General features: G+C 61.6%; 16 protein-coding genes. 12 read left to right on the forward strand and 4 right to left on the reverse strand.

The window, feature by feature from the left end:
* Positions 1 to 20 precede the first annotated feature (20 nt).
* The 10 genes from nuoG to LOY69_RS19415 all read left to right on the forward strand — a co-directional run bounded on the left by nuoG (position 21) and on the right by LOY69_RS19415 (position 10,922).
* The gene (gene nuoG, locus LOY69_RS19370; RefSeq protein ID WP_213665649.1) at positions 21 to 2,735 is read left to right on the forward strand and encodes an NADH-quinone oxidoreductase subunit NuoG; all 2,715 of its coding nucleotides are present in this window, start codon (positions 21 to 23) and stop codon (positions 2,733 to 2,735) included.
* A complete protein-coding gene (gene nuoH, locus LOY69_RS19375; RefSeq protein ID WP_102864716.1) occupies positions 2,732 to 3,739 on the forward strand; it encodes an NADH-quinone oxidoreductase subunit NuoH in 1,008 nt (335 codons plus the stop codon). Before nuoG ends, nuoH begins: the two co-directional genes overlap by 4 nt.
* Before the next feature lie 11 nt (positions 3,740 to 3,750).
* Entirely contained in the window at positions 3,751 to 4,299 is a 549-nt protein-coding gene (gene nuoI / locus LOY69_RS19380; protein WP_003223795.1) for an NADH-quinone oxidoreductase subunit NuoI, read from the forward strand.
* Between the two features lie 9 nt (positions 4,300 to 4,308).
* On the forward strand, positions 4,309 to 4,809 hold the full coding sequence (gene nuoJ, locus LOY69_RS19385) for an NADH-quinone oxidoreductase subunit J (protein ID WP_102864715.1): 501 nt from the start codon (positions 4,309 to 4,311) through the stop codon (positions 4,807 to 4,809).
* A gap of 4 nt (positions 4,810 to 4,813) precedes the next feature.
* Positions 4,814 to 5,137, forward strand: a complete 324-nt coding sequence (gene nuoK / locus LOY69_RS19390) for an NADH-quinone oxidoreductase subunit NuoK (protein ID WP_016964784.1) — start codon at positions 4,814 to 4,816, stop codon at positions 5,135 to 5,137.
* A complete protein-coding gene (gene nuoL, locus LOY69_RS19395; protein WP_110652833.1) occupies positions 5,134 to 6,987 on the forward strand; it encodes an NADH-quinone oxidoreductase subunit L in 1,854 nt (617 codons plus the stop codon). Before nuoK ends, nuoL begins: the two co-directional genes overlap by 4 nt.
* 39 nt (positions 6,988 to 7,026) lie before the next feature.
* Positions 7,027 to 8,559: an NADH-quinone oxidoreductase subunit M gene (nuoM, locus tag LOY69_RS19400; protein ID WP_011062195.1), complete on the forward strand. Its 1,533-nt coding sequence runs from the start codon at positions 7,027 to 7,029 to the stop codon at positions 8,557 to 8,559.
* Positions 8,560 to 8,566: 7 nt separating this feature from the next.
* Positions 8,567 to 10,030, forward strand: a complete 1,464-nt coding sequence (gene nuoN, locus LOY69_RS19405) for an NADH-quinone oxidoreductase subunit NuoN (protein WP_015636299.1) — start codon at positions 8,567 to 8,569, stop codon at positions 10,028 to 10,030.
* Positions 10,031 to 10,267: 237 nt separating this feature from the next.
* Positions 10,268 to 10,618: a toxin gene (locus LOY69_RS19410; protein WP_207166232.1), complete on the forward strand. Its 351-nt coding sequence runs from the start codon at positions 10,268 to 10,270 to the stop codon at positions 10,616 to 10,618.
* Positions 10,605 to 10,922, forward strand: a complete 318-nt coding sequence (locus LOY69_RS19415; protein ID WP_102864712.1) for a helix-turn-helix domain-containing protein — start codon at positions 10,605 to 10,607, stop codon at positions 10,920 to 10,922. Before LOY69_RS19410 ends, LOY69_RS19415 begins: the two co-directional genes overlap by 14 nt.
* A gap of 68 nt (positions 10,923 to 10,990) precedes the next feature.
* Here the strand turns inward: LOY69_RS19415 and cysS are convergent, their stop codons facing one another.
* Positions 10,991 to 12,373 carry a cysteine--tRNA ligase gene (cysS, locus tag LOY69_RS19420; protein ID WP_102881792.1) on the reverse strand — a complete coding sequence of 461 codons (1,383 nt, stop codon included), beginning with the start codon at positions 12,371 to 12,373 and terminating at the stop codon, positions 10,991 to 10,993.
* Positions 12,374 to 12,391: 18 nt separating this feature from the next.
* Complete coding sequence (locus LOY69_RS19425) at positions 12,392 to 14,092, reverse strand: glutamine--tRNA ligase/YqeY domain fusion protein (RefSeq protein WP_265073449.1); 1,701 nt, start codon at positions 14,090 to 14,092, stop codon at positions 12,392 to 12,394.
* A gap of 270 nt (positions 14,093 to 14,362) precedes the next feature.
* On the opposite strand from LOY69_RS19425, the gene LOY69_RS19430 reads away from it, so the two are divergent.
* Both LOY69_RS19430 and lpxH read left to right on the forward strand, forming a co-directional pair.
* The gene (locus tag LOY69_RS19430) at positions 14,363 to 14,866 is read left to right on the forward strand and encodes a peptidylprolyl isomerase (RefSeq protein ID WP_016965727.1); all 504 of its coding nucleotides are present in this window, start codon (positions 14,363 to 14,365) and stop codon (positions 14,864 to 14,866) included.
* The gene (gene lpxH, locus LOY69_RS19435) at positions 14,863 to 15,615 is read left to right on the forward strand and encodes a UDP-2,3-diacylglucosamine diphosphatase (protein WP_102864709.1); all 753 of its coding nucleotides are present in this window, start codon (positions 14,863 to 14,865) and stop codon (positions 15,613 to 15,615) included. The genes LOY69_RS19430 and lpxH overlap by 4 nt, the downstream gene beginning before the upstream one ends.
* A gap of 139 nt (positions 15,616 to 15,754) precedes the next feature.
* Here the strand turns inward: lpxH and LOY69_RS19440 are convergent, their stop codons facing one another.
* Together LOY69_RS19440 and LOY69_RS19445 are read right to left on the reverse strand one after the other, a co-directional pair.
* Complete coding sequence (locus tag LOY69_RS19440; RefSeq protein WP_102864707.1) at positions 15,755 to 17,284, reverse strand: DHA2 family efflux MFS transporter permease subunit; 1,530 nt, start codon at positions 17,282 to 17,284, stop codon at positions 15,755 to 15,757.
* Between the two features lie 68 nt (positions 17,285 to 17,352).
* On the reverse strand, positions 17,353 to 18,552 hold the full coding sequence (locus LOY69_RS19445) for an HlyD family efflux transporter periplasmic adaptor subunit (protein ID WP_213665652.1): 1,200 nt from the start codon (positions 18,550 to 18,552) through the stop codon (positions 17,353 to 17,355).
* Positions 18,553 to 18,558: the final 6 nt, after the last annotated feature.

An 18,558-nucleotide genomic window follows, 5' to 3' on the forward strand; every position in this document is an offset into this window, starting at 1 on the left:
CCAACGAAGAACTTTGAACCATGGCCACTATCCACGTAGACGGCAAAGCGCTCGAAGTCGATGGGGCGGACAACCTGTTACAGGCTTGTCTGTCACTAGGCCTCGACATCCCTTATTTCTGCTGGCACCCCGCTCTCGGTAGCGTCGGTGCCTGTCGCCAGTGCGCGGTCAAGCAGTACACCGACGAGAACGACACCCGTGGTCGTATCGTCATGTCCTGCATGACCCCAGCCACTGACAACACCTGGATCTCCATCGACGATGAAGAATCCAAGGCCTTCCGCGCCAGTGTTGTCGAGTGGCTGATGACCAACCACCCCCACGACTGCCCGGTCTGTGAGGAAGGCGGTCACTGCCACCTGCAAGACATGACGGTGATGACCGGCCACAACGAGCGCCGTTATCGCTTCACCAAGCGCACCCACCAGAACCAGGACCTCGGCCCGTTCATTTCCCACGAAATGAACCGCTGCATCGCCTGCTATCGCTGCGTGCGCTTCTACAAGGACTACGCCGGCGGCACCGACCTGGGCGTCTACGGCGCCCACGACAACGTGTACTTCGGTCGCGTTGAAGACGGCACCCTGGAAAGCGAGTTCTCCGGCAACCTCACCGAGGTCTGCCCGACCGGTGTGTTCACCGACAAGACTCACTCCGAGCGCTACAACCGCAAGTGGGACATGCAGTTCTCGCCGAGCATCTGCCATGGCTGCTCCAGCGGTTGCAACATCTCCCCGGGCGAGCGCTACGGCGAGCTGCGGCGCATCGAGAACCGCTACAACGGTTCGGTGAACCAGTATTTCCTCTGCGACCGTGGCCGTTTTGGCTACGGCTACGTCAACCGCAAGGACCGTCCGCGCCAGCCACGCCTGGCCGATGGCACCCAGCTGACTCTGGACCAGGCGCTGGACCAGGCGGCCGACCTGCTACGCGGTCGCAACATCGTCGGTATCGGCTCGCCTCGCGCCAGCCTGGAAAGCAACTACGCCCTGCGTGAGCTGGTCGGTGCCGAGCACTTCTACAGTGGTATCGAAGCTTCTGAACTGGAGCGCATCCGCCTGGTTCTGCAGGTTCTGAACGACAGTCCGCTGCCGGTTCCGAACATGCGCGAGATCGAAGACCACGATGCCATCTTCGTCCTTGGCGAAGACCTGACCCAAACCGCCGCACGCATGGCCCTGGCCCTGCGCCAGTCGGTCAAGGGCAAGGCCGAGGAAATGGCCGACGCCATGCGCGTCCAGCCTTGGCTCGACGCCGCCGTGAAGAACATCGGCCAGCACGCGCTGAACCCGCTGTTCATTGCCAGCCTGGCTGAAACCAAGCTCGACGACGTGGCCGAGGAGTGTGTACACGCCGCTCCAGACGACCTGGCGCGCATCGGTTTCGCCGTGGCCCACGCCATCGACGCCAGCGCCCCTGCCGTGGAAGGCCTGGACAGTGAAGCCCTGGAACTGGCCAAGCGCATTGCCGACGCTCTGCTGGCGGCCAAGCGCCCACTGATCATTTCCGGTACCTCCCTGGGGTCCAAGGCGCTGATCGAAGCTGCGGCGAACATCGCCAAGGCCTTGAAGCTGCGCGAGAAAGCCGGCTCCATCAGCCTGATCGTGCCAGAGGCCAACAGCCTCGGCCTGGCCATGCTCGGTGGCGAATCCGTGGACGCGGCCCTGCAGACGGTGATCGACGGTAAGGCCGACGCCATCGTGGTGCTGGAAAACGACCTGTACACCCGCACCGACGCAGCCAAGGTGGATGCCGCACTGAACGCGGCCAAGGTGGTGATCGTTGCCGATCATCAACAGACCGCCACCCTTGAGCGTGCACACTTGGTGCTGTCGGCGGCCAGCTTCGCCGAAGGCGATGGCACCCTGGTCAGCCAGGAAGGCCGCGCCCAGCGCTTCTTCCAGGTCTTCGATCCGACCTACCTGGACGCCAGCATCATGGTCCACGAAGGCTGGCGCTGGCTGCACGCCCTGCGCAGCACTCTGCTGAACAAGCCGGTGGACTGGACCCAGCTGGACCACGTGACCGCTGCCTGCGCCGCGAGCACCCCGCAACTGGCTTCCATCATCGACGCAGCACCTTCCGCAGCGTTCCGTATCAAAGGCCTGAAACTGGCCCGCGAACCGCTGCGCTACAGCGGCCGTACCGCCATGCGCGCCAACCAGAGCGTGCATGAACCGCGCACCCCGCAAGACCCGGATACCGCCTTCGCCTACTCCATGGAAGGTTACTCGGGCTCCGCCGAACCGCGCTCGCAAGTGCCGTTCGCCTGGTCGCCGGGCTGGAACTCGCCGCAAGCCTGGAACAAGTTCCAGGACGAAGTCGGCGGCCATCTGCGTGCCGGTGATCCGGGTACTCGCCTGATCGAAAGCCAGGGCGACCGTCTCAACTGGTTCTCCAGCGTACCGCGGGCCTTCTCTCCGGCTCAGGGCACCTGGCAAGCGGTGCCGTTCTATCACCTGTTCGGCAGCGAAGAGAACTCTTCGAAAGCCGCTCCGGTACAGGAACGCATTCCGGCGGCCTACGTGGCCCTGGCCAAGTCCGAAGCCGATCGCCTGGGTGTCAACGACGGTGCCCTGCTCGCGGTGAACGTAGCCGGCCAGACCCTGCGTCTGCCACTGCGCATCAACGAAGAGCTGGGTGCTGGCCTGGTGGGGCTGCCTGCCGGTCTGGCGGGGATTCCTCCGGCGTTCTTTGGCAAATCCGTTGACGGTCTGCAGGAGGCGGCGCAATGAGTTGGTTTACCCCTGAAGTGATCGACGTGATCCTGACGGTCGTCAAGGCCGTCGTGATCCTGCTGGCGGTGGTAATCGCCGGTGCGCTGCTGAGCTTCGTCGAACGTCGCCTGCTGGGCTGGTGGCAGGACCGTTACGGTCCGAACCGCGTTGGCCCGTTCGGCATGTTCCAGATCGCCGCCGACATGCTGAAGATGTTCTTCAAGGAAGACTGGACCCCGCCGTTTGCCGACAAGGTGATCTTCACCCTGGCACCGGTGGTCGCCATGTCCGCCCTGCTGATCGCCTTCGCGATCATCCCGATCACCCCGACCTGGGGCGTCGCGGACCTGAACATCGGCCTGCTGTTCTTCTTCGCCATGGCGGGCCTGTCGGTCTACGCGGTGCTGTTCGCCGGCTGGTCGAGTAACAACAAGTTCGCCCTGCTGGGCAGCTTGCGGGCTTCGGCCCAGACCGTGTCCTACGAAGTGTTCATGGGCCTGGCGCTGATGGGCATCGTGGCTCAGGTCGGTTCCTTCAACATGCGCGACATCGTCGAGTACCAGGCGCAGAACCTGTGGTTCATCATTCCGCAGTTCTTCGGCTTCTGTACCTTCTTCATCGCTGGCGTGGCCGTGACTCACCGTCACCCCTTCGACCAGCCGGAAGCGGAGCAGGAACTGGCCGACGGTTACCACATTGAATACGCCGGCATGAAATGGGGCATGTTCTTCGTTGGTGAGTACATCGGCATCATCTTGATCTCGGCACTGTTGGTCACCCTGTTCTTCGGTGGCTGGCACGGTCCGTTCGGCATCCTGCCGCAACTGTCCTTCGTCTGGTTCGCCTTGAAGACCGCGTTCTTCATCATGCTGTTCATCCTGCTGCGCGCCTCTATCCCGCGCCCGCGTTATGACCAGGTGATGGACTTCAGCTGGAAATTCTGCCTGCCGCTGACCCTGATCAATTTGCTGGTGACCGCTGCGCTTGTGTTGTTGAACACGCCTGCGGGCGCGGTTCAGTGAGGATTTGACCCATGTTCAAATATATTGGCGACATCGTTAAGGGTACTGGTACCCAGTTGCGCAGCCTGGTGATGGTGTTCGGTCACGGCTTTCGCAAACGCGACACCCTGCAATACCCCGAAGAGCCGGTGTACCTGCCGCCACGCTACCGTGGCCGTATCGTCCTGACTCGCGACCCCGATGGCGAAGAGCGTTGCGTAGCCTGCAACCTGTGCGCCGTGGCCTGCCCTGTGGGTTGCATCTCGCTGCAGAAAGCTGAAACCGAAGACGGTCGCTGGTACCCGGACTTCTTCCGCATCAACTTCTCGCGCTGCATTTTCTGCGGCCTCTGCGAGGAAGCCTGTCCGACCACCGCAATCCAGCTGACACCGGATTTCGAGATGGCCGAGTTCAAACGTCAGGACCTGGTTTACGAGAAAGAGGATCTCTTGATCTCCGGTCCCGGAAAGAACCCTGACTACAACTTCTATCGTGTTGCAGGTATGGCCATTGCCGGTAAGCCAAAAGGCTCCGCGCAGAATGAAGCCGAGCCGATCAACGTGAAGAGCTTGCTGCCTTAAGGAAGAACGATGGAATTCGCTTTCTATTTCGCATCAGGTGTTGCCGTTGTTTCCACGCTGCGCGTGGTCACCAACACCAACCCTGTGCACGCCCTGCTCTACCTGATCATTTCGTTGATCGCCGTGGCCATGACCTTCTTCAGCCTCGGCGCACCGTTCGCCGGTGCCCTGGAAGTGATCGCCTACGCCGGCGCCATCATGGTGCTGTTCGTGTTCGTGGTGATGATGCTCAACCTCGGCCCGGCCGCGGCCCAGCAGGAGCGCATCTGGCTCACGCCCGGCATCTGGATCGGCCCGGTGATTCTCGCCGCCTTGCTGCTGGCTGAACTGCTGTACGTATTGTTCAGCCACCAGAGCGGTGCCGGTATCGGTCAAACCACCGTCGACGCCAAGGCCGTGGGCATCAGCCTGTTCGGCCCTTACCTACTGGTGGTCGAACTCGCCTCGATGCTGCTGCTCGCCGCAGCCGTCACGGCGTTCCACTTGGGCCGCAACGAGGCGAAGGAGTAACACGATGCCTACTATCCCTCTCGGTACTATCCCGATGGAACATGGCCTGGCAGTTGCCGGCATCCTGTTCTGCCTCGGTCTGGTCGGCCTGATGGTCCGCCGTAACATCCTCTTCGTATTGATGAGCCTGGAAGTGATGATGAACGCCTCGGCATTGGCCTTCATCGTTGCGGGCGCCCGCTGGGCGCAACCGGATGGACAAGTGATGTTCATCCTGGTGATCAGCCTGGCAGCCGCCGAGGCCAGTATTGGCCTGGCGATCCTGCTGCAGCTGTACCGCCGCTTCCACACTCTCGATATCGATGCAGCCAGCGAGATGCGCGGATGAACCTTCTCTTTCTGACTTTCGTATTCCCCCTGATCGGTTTCCTGCTGCTGTCGTTCTCCCGGGGACGCCTCTCGGAAAACCTCTCGGCCCTGATCGGCGTCGGCTCCATTGGCCTATCGGCCATCGTGGCCGCCTACGTGATTTGGCAATTCAACGTCGCGCCGCCCGAGGGTGGTCACTACACCCAGGTGCTGTGGCAGTGGATGTCGGTGGACGGTTTCGCGCCGAACTTCGCCCTGTACCTGGATGGTCTGTCCGTGACCATGCTGGGTGTGGTGGTGGGCGTGGGCTTTTTGATCCACCTGTTCGCGTCCTGGTACATGCGCGGTGAAGCCGGCTACTCGCGCTTCTTCGCCTACACCAACCTGTTTATCGCCAGCATGCTGTTCCTGGTGCTGGGCGATAACCTGTTGTTCCTGTACTTCGGCTGGGAAGGCGTGGGCCTGTGCAGCTATCTGTTGATCGGTTTCTACTACAGCAACCGCAACAACGGTAACGCCGCACTCAAGGCCTTTATCGTCACCCGTATCGGCGACGTGTTCATGGCCATCGGCCTGTTCATCCTGTTCCAACAGGTGGGCACGCTGAACGTCCAGGAACTGCTGGTGCTGGCACCGCAGAAATTCCAGGCCGGCGACTTCTGGATCACCCTGGCGACCCTGATGCTGCTGGGCGGCGCCGTGGGTAAATCCGCGCAACTGCCGCTGCAGACTTGGCTGGCGGACGCGATGGCCGGCCCGACCCCGGTTTCGGCACTGATCCACGCCGCGACCATGGTCACCGCCGGCGTCTACCTGATCGCCCGTACCCACGGTCTGTTCACCCTGGCGCCGGAAGTCCTGCACCTGGTAGGCCTGGTGGGCGGCGTGACCCTGGTACTGGCCGGCTTCGCCGCGCTGGTGCAGACCGACATCAAGCGGATCCTCGCCTACTCCACCATGAGCCAGATCGGCTACATGTTCCTGGCCCTGGGCGTTGGCGCCTGGGACGGTGCGATTTTCCACCTGATGACCCACGCCTTCTTCAAGGCCCTGCTGTTCCTGGCTTCCGGTGCGGTGATCGTTGCCTGCCACCACGAGCAGAACATCTTCAAGATGGGCGGCCTGTGGAAGAAACTGCCTCTGGCCTACGCCAGCTTCATCGTCGGTGGCGCCGCCCTGGCGGCCCTGCCTCTGGTGACCGCGGGCTTCTACTCCAAGGACGAGATCCTCTGGGAAGCCTTCGCCAGTGGCAACCATGGCCTGCTGTACGCCGGTCTGGTGGGTGCGTTCATGACCTCGCTGTACACCTTCCGCCTGATCTTCATCACCTTCCACGGTGAAGCCAAGACCGAAGCCCACGCCGGCCACGGTATCTCCCACTGGCTGCCGCTGGTGGTGCTGATCGTGCTGTCCACCGGGATCGGCGCGATGATCACTCCGCCCCTGCATGGTGTACTGCCGCTGAGCGCCGGTCATGCCGGTGGCGAAGCCAAGCACAGCCTGGAAATCGCCTCGGGCGCCATCGCCCTGGCCGGTATCCTGCTGGCCGCCCTGTTGTTCCTTGGCAAGCGTCGCGTTGTGACCGCCATCGCCAACAGCGGCATCGGGCGTCTGCTCTCGGCCTGGTGGTTCGCCGCCTGGGGCTTCGACTGGATCTACGACAAACTGTTCGTCAAGCCATACCTGGCCATCAGCCATGTACTGCGCAAGGACCCGCTCGATCAAACCATCGGTTTGATCCCGCGTATGGCCAAAGGGGGTCACAACTCCCTGAGCCGTACCGAGACCGGTCAACTGCGTTGGTACGCCGCCTCGATGGCAGCCGGTGCCGTGCTGGTCATCGGCGCCATTGTGCTGGTAGCGGTCTGATATGAACCTTGCGAACTTGCGAAAGGAATTGAGCCCGTCATGATTCTGCCTTGGCTAATCCTGATCCCCTTCATCGGCGGCCTGCTGTGCTGGCTGGGTGAGCGCTTCGGCGCCACCCTCCCCCGCTGGATTGCGCTGTTGACCATGACCCTGGAACTCGCTCTCGGCCTCTGGCTGTGGGCCCACGGTAACTATTCATTTGCTCCGGCGCCTGGCGCCGATCCAACTTGGGCCATCGAGTTCAAGCATGTCTGGATCGAGCGCTTCGGCATCAACGTGCACCTGGCCCTGGACGGCCTGTCGCTGTTGATGATCCTGCTGACCGGCCTGCTGGGTATCCTCTCGGTACTCTGCTCCTGGAAAGAGATTCAGCGTCACGTGGGCTTCTTCCACCTGAACCTGATGTGGATCCTGGGCGGTGTGGTCGGCGTGTTCCTGGCGCTGGACCTGTTCATGTTCTTCTTCTTCTGGGAAATGATGCTGGTGCCGATGTACTTCCTCATCGCGCTCTGGGGTCACAGCTCGGCAGACGGCAAGAAAACCCGGATTTACGCAGCAACCAAGTTCTTCATCTTCACTCAGGCTTCCGGCCTGATCATGCTGGTGGCGATCCTGGGTCTGGTGCTGGTCAACTTCAACAACACCGGGGTGATCACCTTCGATTACGCCCAGTTGCTGAAGACCAAGATGTCCACCGCCACCGAGTACATCCTGATGCTCGGCTTCTTCATCGCCTTCGCGGTGAAGCTGCCCGTGGTGCCGTTCCACTCCTGGCTGCCTGACGCTCACGCCCAGGCACCGACCGCCGGTTCCGTGGACCTGGCGGGCATCCTGTTGAAGACGGCGGCCTACGGCCTGCTGCGTTTCGCCCTGCCACTGTTCCCCAACGCCTCGGCAGAGTTCGCACCGATCGCCATGACCCTGGGTCTGATCGGGATCTTCTACGGCGCCTTCCTGGCCTTCGCCCAGACCGACATCAAGCGTCTGATCGCCTTCTCCAGCGTTTCCCACATGGGCTTCGTGCTGATCGGTATCTACTCCGGCAGCCAGCAGGCCCTGCAGGGCGCGGTGATCCAGATGCTGGCCCACGGTGTTTCGGCAGCCGCGCTGTTTATCCTCAGCGGCCAGCTGTACGAACGCACCCATACCCGCGACATGCGTGAAATGGGCGGCCTGTGGTCGCGTATCGCCTACCTGCCGGCCATCAGCCTGTTCTTTGCAGCCGCTTCTCTGGGCCTGCCGGGCACCGGTAACTTTGTCGGCGAGTTCCTGATCCTGATCGGCACCTTCGTCAGTGCGCCATGGATCACCGCGATCGCGACGTCCGGCCTGGTGTTCGGCTCAGTCTACTCGCTGATCATGATCCACCGTGCCTACTTCGGCCCGTCCAAATCGGACGCGGTGCTGCACGGCATGGATGCTCGCGAACTGATCATGGTGCTGGGACTGGCGGTCCTGCTGATCTACATCGGCGTGTACCCGCAACCGTTCCTCGATACCTCTGCCGCCACCATGCATGGCGTGCAGCAATGGCTCAGCACCGCCTTCACTCAACTCGCTTCGGCCCGGTAAGAGCGCTATGGACTTTACGATTCAACACTTTATAGCCCTGGCGCCGCTGCTGATCACCAGCGCCACCCTTGTGGTGGTGATGTTGGCGATCGCCTGGCGGCGCAACCACGCCCAGACCTTCCTGCTGTCGGTGGCCGGTCTGAACCTGGCATTGCTGTCGATCTTCCCGGTGCTGAAAGTGGCACCCCTGGCGGTCACCCCGCTGTTGCAGATCGACCAGTTCGCCTGCCTCTACATGGCCCTGATCCTGGTGGCCACCTTGGCCTGCGTCACCCTGGCCCACGCCTACCTGGGCGACGGCAGCAGCGGCTACCCGGGCAACCGTGAAGAGCTGTACCTGCTGATCCTGCTGGCCGCCGCCGGTGGCCTGGTGCTGGTCAGCGCGCAGAACCTGGCCGGCCTGTTCATCGGCCTGGAGCTGCTCTCGGTACCGGTCTACGGCCTGGTGGCCTATGCCTTCTTCAACAAGCGCTCCCTGGAAGCCGGCATCAAGTACATGGTGCTGTCGGCCGCCGGTTCGGGCTTCCTGTTGTTCGGCATGGCCTTGCTCTACGCAGAAGCCGGCAGCCTGAGCTTCAGCGGTATCGGTCAAGCCCTGGCCGCCACCGGGTTGCCAAGCCCGCTGGCGCAACTGGGCCTGGGCATGATGCTGATCGGCCTGGCTTTCAAGCTGTCGTTGGTACCGTTCCACCTGTGGACCCCGGACGTCTACGAAGGCGCTCCAGCTCCGGTGGCGGCCTTCCTGGCCACCGCCAGCAAGGTGGCGGTGTTCGCAGTGCTGGTGCGTCTGTTCCAGCTCTCGCCAGTGGCCAGCAGCGGTGTCCTGAGCAACGTGCTGACCGTGATCGCCATCGCCTCGATCCTGGTGGGCAACCTGTTGGCGCTGACCCAGAGCAACCTCAAGCGTCTGCTGGGTTACTCGTCCATCGCCCACTTCGGTTACCTGCTGATCGCCCTGGTGGCGAGCAAGGGCCTGGCCATGGAAGCCATCGGCGTGTACCTGGTCACCTACGTGATCACCAGCCTTGGCGCCTTCGGTGTGATCACCCTGATGTCTTCGCCGTACAAAGGCCGTGATGCCGACGCCCTGTACGAGTACCGCGGCCTGTTCTGGCGCCGTCCGTACCTGACCGCCGTCCTCACCGTGATGATGCTGTCCCTGGCCGGTATCCCGCTGACCGCGGGCTTCATCGGCAAGTTCTACATCATCGCTACCGGTGTCGAAGCGCACCAATGGTGGCTGGTCGGTTCCCTGGTCATGGGCAGCGCCATCGGCGTCTTCTACTACCTGCGAGTGATGGTCACCCTGTACCTGATCGAGCCGAACCTGCGCCGCGTCGATGCCCAACTGCACTGGGAACAGAAAGCCGGTGGCGTCATGCTGCTGGCCATCGCGGTCCTGGCGTTCTTCCTCGGCGTATACCCACAGCCACTGCTGACCCTGGTCCAGCACTCCGGCCTGGCGGGTTGATCGCTTAGGTTTCAACGCAACAAACAGAACGGCACCTTCGGGTGCCGTTTTGCATTTCGGGGCCCTGCCCTCCCCTCTTCCCAGCGAAACTCGGAATCGCCCTTCCTGTCACGTCGGCCCGGTCCGACATTCAGCCCAATGCCGCAGGCATAGACTGTTGCCAGATCAAACGCGGCGCTCAGCGGGCCTTGACCAAAGCTGCAGCGTCATCCACTCTATACGCAGGAAGCGTATGAAATGAATGCTCTGTTTATTGAACTACCGGCATTTGCACGGTACCGAAAGGACTTCCTTGACGACGAGTTGTTCTGCGAACTGCAGATCGAGTTGCTGCGCCACCCGCACGCAGGAGTTCTGATTCAGGGCACTGGCGGCTTGCGCAAGATGCGTTTCGTCGATGAGCGACGCAACAAGGGCAGGCGTGGCGGGCTGAGAGTGGTTTATTACTGGTGGTCCGGAGGGGCGCAGTTCTGGCTCTTCACCCTGTTCGACAAGGAGCAGATGGACGACCTGCTACCGCAGCAGCGACAACAGCTCAAACAACTGCTGGAACGTGAAATCGAGGCCAGAAGACATGACCAAACGTGACATCTTTTCCGAACTGGTAGAAGGCATCGACGCCCTCACCCAGGAGCGCCAGGGCAAGATCACCCTGCGCAGCCATAAAGTGAAGCTGGACAAACTGCCCCCCATCACTGCCACCGAGGTGATGAACATCCGCCAGCAACTCAACCTCTCGCGTTCAGTATTCGCCATGTACCTGCGCACCAACACCCGTACCCTGGAAAACTGGGAACAAGGCCGCGCCACACCCAACGCCCAGGCCACGACCTTGATGCGCCTGGTGGAACGCTACCCGGACACAGTGGAGCGCCTCGCCTCGCTGGCCTGATCCGGCACTGTTCGAAGGGCAACAAAAAACCCGCACCAGGCGGGTTTCTTGTTGCAGCAAACGCCAGCTTAGTCAGCCAGGCGCCAGGTCGTACCGCCCTTGCCGTCTTCCAGAATCACGCCCATGGCGGTGATCTGATCGCGAATACGGTCGGACTCAGCCCAATCCTTGTTGGCACGGGCTGCCAGACGGGCCTGGATCAGCGCCTCGACCTGTGCCCCATCGACCCGACCTTCGGCACCGGCCTGCAGGAAGTCATCGGCTTCCAGTTGCAGCACGCCCAGCACGCTGGCCAGCTCTTTCAGACGCGCTGCCAGACCCGCCGCCGCATCGATATCGCTCTCACGCAGGCGGTTGATCTCACGCACCATCTCGAACAGTACGGCACAGGCTTCCGGAGTACCGAAGTCGTCGTTCATCACCTGGGTGAAACGTTCGACGAAGGCTTCGCCACCGGCCGGAGCGACCTTTGGCAGGCCCTTGAGCGCGTGATAGAAACGCTCCAGCGCGCCCTTGGCGTCCTTGAGATTGTCTTCCGAGTAGTTGATGGCGCTGCGGTAGTGGCTGGCCACCAGCAGGTAACGCACCACTTCCGGATGGTACTTGTCGAGCACGTCGCGAATGGTGAAGAAGTTGTTCAAGGACTTGGACATCTTCTCGCCATTGATGCGGATCATGCCGCAGTGCATCCAGGCATTGGCGTAGGTCTTGCCGGTCGCCGCCTCGCTCTGGGCAATCTCGTTCTCGTGGTGCGGGAACTCCAGATCGCTGCCACCGCCATGAATGTCGAAGGTCTCACCCAGGCAGCAGGTGGACATCACCGAGCACTCGATATGCCAGCCCGGACGACCAGCACCCCACGGCGACTCCCAGCTCGGCTCGCCCGGCTTGGCGGCTTTCCACAGCACGAAGTCCAGCGGATCCTGCTTCGACTCATCCACTTCGATCCGCGCACCGATGCGCAGGTCTTCGATCTTCTTGCGCGACAGCTTGCCATAGCCCATGAACTTACCGACGCGGTAGTACACGTCGCCATTGCCCGGAGCGTAGGCATAACCCTTGTCGATCAGGGTCTGGATCATCGCGTGCATGCCAGGGATATGGTCGGTGGCCCGCGGCTCCATGTCCGGCTTGCGGATATTCAGCCGCGCCTCGTCCTCGTGCATCGCCGCGATCATACGCTCGGTCAAGGCCTCGAAGGACTCACCGTTCTCATTGGCACGATTGATGATCTTGTCATCGATATCGGTGATGTTGCGCACGTACGTCAGGTCATAACCGCTGAAACGCAGCCAGCGGGTAATCAGGTCGAAGGCCACCATGCTGCGGCCGTGCCCAAGGTGGCAGTAGTCGTACACGGTCATGCCGCACACGTACATGCGCACCTTGTTGCCATCCAAAGGCTTGAAGACTTCTTTGCTCTTGGTGAGCGTGTTGTAGATCGTTAGCACGTTAGTTCCTTGACTGAATCACTGACCCCAGGAGTCGCGCAGGGTCACGGTACGGTTGAATACCGGAGCACCGGGTTTCGAGTCCTTGATATCCGCGCAGAAGTAGCCTTCGCGCTCGAACTGGAAACGGTCTTCCGGCTGTGCGTTGCCCAGCGAGGGTTCGGCACGACAACCAGTGAGCACTTGCAGGGAGTCAGGGTTGATGTTGTCCAGGAAACTCGCGCTGTCCTCGGCCTTCTCCGGGTTCGGAGAACGGAACAGACGATCGTACAGGCGCACTTCGCACTCGACGCTGGCGGCAGCCGGCACCCAGTGGATCACGCCCTTGACCTTGCGGCCTTCAGGGTTCTTGCCCAGGGTGTCCGGATCGTAGGAGCAACGCAGCTCGACGACATTGCCCTCGGCATCCTTGATCGCTTCGTCAGCACGGATCACGTAGCTGCCGCGCAGCCGTACTTCACCGTTGGGCTCCAGGCGCTTGTAGCCCTTTGGCGGCTCTTCCATGAAGTCATCACGGTCGATGTAGATTTCACGGGCGAACGGCAGCTTGCGCACGCCCAGTTCTTCTTTCTGCGGATGACGCGGCAGTTCGAGGTTCTCGACCTGGTCTTCCGGGTAGTTGGTGATCACGACTTTCAACGGACGCAGCACGCACATGGCGCGCGGGGCATTCGCGTCGAGGTCCTGGCGGATGCTGAATTCCAGCATGCCGTAGTCGACCACGCCGTCAGAGCGGTTGGTGCCAACCATCTCGCAGAAATTGCGGATCGATGCCGGGGTGTAGCCGCGGCGGCGGAAGCCCGACAGGGTCGACATGCGCGGGTCGTCCCAACCATTCACGTGCTGCTCGTCCACCAGTTGCTTGAGCTTGCGCTTGCTGGTGATGGTGTAGTTCAGGTTCAGGCGGCTGAATTCGTACTGACGCGGGTGCGCCGGCACCGGCAAGTGCTCGAGGAACCATTCGTACAGCGGACGGTGGCTTTCGAATTCCAGGGTGCAGATCGAATGGGTGATGCCTTCGATGGCGTCCGACTGACCGTGGGTGAAGTCGTAGTTGGGGTAGATGCACCACTTGTCACCGGTCTGGTGGTGATGGGCATGGCGGATGCGATACATGATCGGGTCGCGCAGGTTCATGTTCGGCGAGGCCATGTCGATCTTGGCCCGCAGCACCCGTGCACCGTCTGGGAATTCGCCGGCACGCATGCGGGCGAACCAGTCCAGGTTCTCTTCAACCGAACGCTCGCGGAACGGGCTGTTCTTGCCCGCTTCGGTGAGGCTACCGCGGTACTCCCTGGCTTGCTCGGGAGTCAGGTCGCAGACGTAGGCCTTGCCTGCCTTGATCAGTTCCACGGCCCAGTCGTGCAATTGGTCGAAATATTGCGAGGCATAGCGCACTTCACCGGACCACTCAAAACCCAGCCACTTGACGTCGCTTTCGATGGCGTCGATGTACTCCTGGTCTTCCTTGGCCGGGTTGGTGTCGTCAAAGCGCAGGTGGGTGACACCACCGAACTCCTGAGCCAGGCCGAAATTCACACAGATCGACTTGGCGTGACCGATGTGCAGGTAACCGTTGGGCTCCGGAGGGAAGCGGGTCACGATCTGTGTGTGCTTACCCGAGTCCAGGTCCGCCTGGATGATCGGGCGCAGGAAGTTGACCGGTACGGCCGGTCCAGTCTTGGAATTCGAGGTAGGGTCGACAGTGGGCTTGCTCATAGGATCCTTGAACGTACAAGTGCGCGGCCGGGTGCGGCCTGATAAATCAAAACGAGTATCATAGCCGATGCTGTCAAGTGCCTGACAGAGCGCAGCTTTAAAACTGCGGCTATTAATAGCGTGCAAGTGAAAAAACAGCCTCGAAATTCATGGCGGTCACGCTAAACTGCGCTCCTTGGCTGCAGGATGGCCAAATCGGTGCGGACCGCATGCGTGCCCCGCCACCCAGGATTTTCTTGAAAACGCTTCTCCTTATAAAGAGTACCGACCATGACCCAAGTCAAACTGACCACCAACCACGGCGAGATCGTGCTGGAATTGAACGCCGAGAAAGCCCCGTTGACCGTGGCCAACTTCGTCGAATACGTGAAAGCCGGGCACTACGAGAACACCGTGTTTCACCGCGTCATCGGTAACTTCATGATCCAGGGCGGCGGCTTCGAACCTGGCATGAAAGAAAAGAAAGACAAGCGTCCAAGCATCCAGAACGAAGCGGACAACGGCCTTTCCAACGACAAGTACACCGTCGCCATGGCCCGTACCATGGAGCCGCATTCGGCCTCCGCGCAGTTCTTCATCAACGTCGCCGACAACAGCTTCCTCAACCACAGCGGCAAGACCGTTCAAGGCTGGGGCTACGCAGTATTCGGCAAAGTGATCGCCGGCACTGAAGTGGTCGACAAGATCAAAGGCGTGGCCACCACCATGAAATCCGGCCACCAGGACGTACCCGCAGAAGACGTGATCATCGAGAAAGCCGAGATCATTGAGTGATACTGCTGATTTCAGATTTGCATCTGGAAGAGGAACGCCCGGACATTACCCGGGCGTTTCTGGATTTACTCGGTGGGCGCGCCCGCGCCGCCGAGGCGCTGTACATCCTCGGGGACTTCTTCGAGGTATGGATCGGCGACGATGCCATGACCCCCTACCAGCTTTCCATTTGCCAGGCACTGCGCGAGCTCAGCGACAGCGGCACGCAGGTCTTCCTGATGCATGGCAATCGCGACTTCATGCTCGGCCAGGCCTTTTGCAAGGCAGCCGGCGCCACCCTGCTCAAGGACCCCAGCGTCGTCGACTTCTACGGTGAGCCGGTACTGCTGATGCACGGCGACAGCCTGTGCACCCGCGACGAAGCCTACATGCGCATGCGTCGTTACCTGCGCAACCCGTTGAGCCTGTGGATTCTGCGGCATCTGCCCTTGCGCACCCGGCGCAAGCTGGCGCGCAAGCTGCGCAACGAAAGCCGCGCCCAGACGCGCATGAAAGCCAACGACATTGTCGATGTGACCCCGGACGAAATACCGCGGGTCATGCGCGAACATGGAGTGGGCACCCTGGTTCATGGCCATACCCACCGCCCGGCGATTCACAAGTTGCAGATTGGCCAACAGGCCGCCAAACGCATCGTGCTGGGGGATTGGGATCGACAGGGCTGGGCATTGCAGGTGGACGAGCAGGGTTTCCAACTGGCTGCGTTCGATTTCGTACCCACGCAGCTGGCGTTGCCCGGTTCGTCCTGAACAGACGCCTTCGCTGGCAAGTAGCCCCTACAACAAATGCCACACCGTAGGAACCGGCTTGCCGGCGAAGTGGCCAGCAAGCCTTGCATCGCCCTTACGGACGCCTTCGCTGGCAAGCCAGCTCATACGACATTGGGCATCAATGCCCCGCCGACGCCGGGCCGGCCTTGGCGGCAAACGGTGGCTTGGCCAACCACACCAACAGAATCAGGCCCATGAAGCCCCAGCCCAGCAAGGTGAAATAGTCCACGGTCGAGAGCATGTAAGCCTGGCTGGTGAGCACTTGGTCCAACTGCGCGTAGGCTTGGGTGCTGGCACCGCCGAGGTTGTTCAACGCATCCCGGGTGACCGGATCGAAGATGCTCATGCTTTCGCTCATGTAGGCATGGTGCTGATCCGCCCGACGAATCCAGATCCAGGTCGTCAGCGACGCCGCAAAGCTACCCCCCAGCGTCCGCAGGAAGGTCGCCAGGCCGGCGCCGTCGGCGATCTGGTGCGGCGGCAGGTCGGACATGAGGATGCTCAGGGTCGGCATGAAGAACAGCGCCACGCCAATCCCCATGAACAGCTGCACCAGGGCGATGTGCTGGAAGTCCACCTCATTGGTGAATCCGGCACGCATGAAGCAGCTCAGGCCAATGGCCAGGAACGCCAGGCCAGCCAGCAGGCGCAGGTCGAACTTGTGGGCGTACTTGCCGACAAAGGGCGACATCAGCACCGGCAAAATGCCAATCGGTGCCACGGCCAGACCGGCCCAAGTGGCGGTGTAGCCCATCTGGGTCTGCAACCATTGCGGCAGGATCAGGTTGATCCCGAAGAACCCGGCGTAACCGCCCACCAGCACGATGGTGCCGATGCGGAAGTTGCGATGGGCGAACAGCCGCAAGTTGACCACCGGATGCCGATCCGTCATTTCCCAGATCACGAACACCGCCAGGGCAATCACCGAGATCAGCGTGCCGGCGATGATGAAGTTGGACTCGAACCAGTCCAGGTCGTTGCCCTTGTCGAGGACGATCTGCAAGGCACCGACCCCGACGATCAGGCTCAGCAGGCCGATATAGTCCATCGGCTGGCGACTGGTCACCACCGGTCGCGCCTTCAGTTGCTGCTGAACCACCCAGGCAGCAAACAGGCCGATCGGCACATTGATAAAGAAGATCCACGGCCAGCTGTAGCTGTCGGTGATCCAGCCACCGAGTATCGGCCCGGCAATCGGCGCCACCACCGTGACCATGGCCAGCAGCGCCAGGGCCATCCCCCTCTTCGCGGGCGGGTAGACGGCAATCAGCAGGGTCTGGGTCATGGGATACAGGGGACCTGCTACCACCCCTTGCAGCACCCGAAAGCCAACAAGCTCGGGCATCGAGGTGGAAATACCGCAGAGAAACGAGGCCAGCACAAACAGCAGGGTGGCCCAGATAAACAGCTTCACTTCACCGAAACGCCGGCTCAGCCAGCCGGTCAGTGGCAAGGCAATGGCGTTACTCACGGCGAACGAGGTAATGACCCAGGTGCCCTGCTCCGAACTCACCCCGAGGTTGCCAGAGATGGTCGGCAACGCCACGTTGGCGATGGTGGTATCGAGCACCTGCATGAAGGTCGCCAGTGACAGGCCGATGGTACTCAGCAGCAGGCTGGGAGGCGTGAAAGACGCGTTATTGCTCATCGCGAATCCTTAGGAACTGGGCTGGCACCCTGGTCTCTAGACGACACCAGGGTTGACGGATTGGCGAATCAGCGCTGGGCCGTCTTGCCGATGGTCGCGCTGTTGTCGTGGATCAGACGGGCGATCAGGGCATCGGCCTCGCCCAACTGACGGTCATAGACGTTGGTGCTGAAGGAAGCCTTTTGCGGTGGTTGCTGGGCCAGTACCGGGCCGCTCTGATCCCGCAGGTTGACGTTCACCAGGGTCGACAGGCCGACCCGCAGCGGGTGCTTGGCCAGCTCATCGGCATTGATGTGGATACGCACCGGCACACGCTGCACGATCTTGATCCAGTTACCGGTGGCGTTCTGCGCCGGCAACAGGGCAAAGGCGCTACCGGTGCCGGCGCCGAGGCTATCGATGGTGCCGCTGTACTTCACATCGCTGCCATAGATGTCGGCCTCGATGTCTACCGGCTGGCCAATGCGCATGTCACGCAGCTGGGTTTCCTTGAAGTTGGCGTCGATCCACAGCTGGTCCAGGGGAATCACCGCCATCAGTGCAGTGCCCGGCTGGACCCGCTGGCCCAGTTGCACGGTGCGCTTGGCCACATAACCGGTCACTGGCGCAATCAGCGTGCTGCGGGCGTTGTTCAGGTAGGCCTGGCGCAACTGTGCGGCCGCGGCCTGCACATCCGGGTGATTGGAGACTACGGTGTCGTCCACCAGGGCATTGGTGGTGTTGAGCTGCTGCTGGGCGTTGGCCAGGGCATTTTGCGCCGAGGTCAGGTCATCACGAGCGTGGGACAGTTCCTCCTGGGAAATCGCTCCGCTGGCCGCGAGGTTCTTGCGGCGATTGAAGTTGTCCTGGGCTTTCTGCACTTCGGCCTTCTGCGCCGCCACTTGGGCCCGCATGCCATCAACATTGCTGTACAAGCCGCGCACCTGGCGTACGGTGCGGGCCAGATTGGCCTCGGCACTTTGCAGGCCGACCTGGGCATCGTTGGGGTCGAAGTTGATCAGCACCTGGCCCTCATGCACCAGATCGCCATCGTCGGCGCCGATGCTGACCACCGTGCCGGTGACCAGCGGGGTGATCTCCACGACGTTGCCGTTGACATAGGCATCGTCGGTGCTTTCATTCCAGCGCCCATAAAGTTCGTGCCAGGCGAACACGCCCAGACCGCCGAGAATGACGATGGCCGTCAGCCCCAGGAGCATGACTTTGCGCTTGCGGGAGTTACCGGCGTCCGGGGTGTTTTCGGTTGCTTGAGTGTCGACAGTGGCCATGACAAA

It is taken from the genome of Pseudomonas sp. B21-059, from assembly GCF_026016285.1.
GTDB lineage: Bacteria > Pseudomonadota > Gammaproteobacteria > Pseudomonadales > Pseudomonadaceae > Aquipseudomonas > Aquipseudomonas danubii.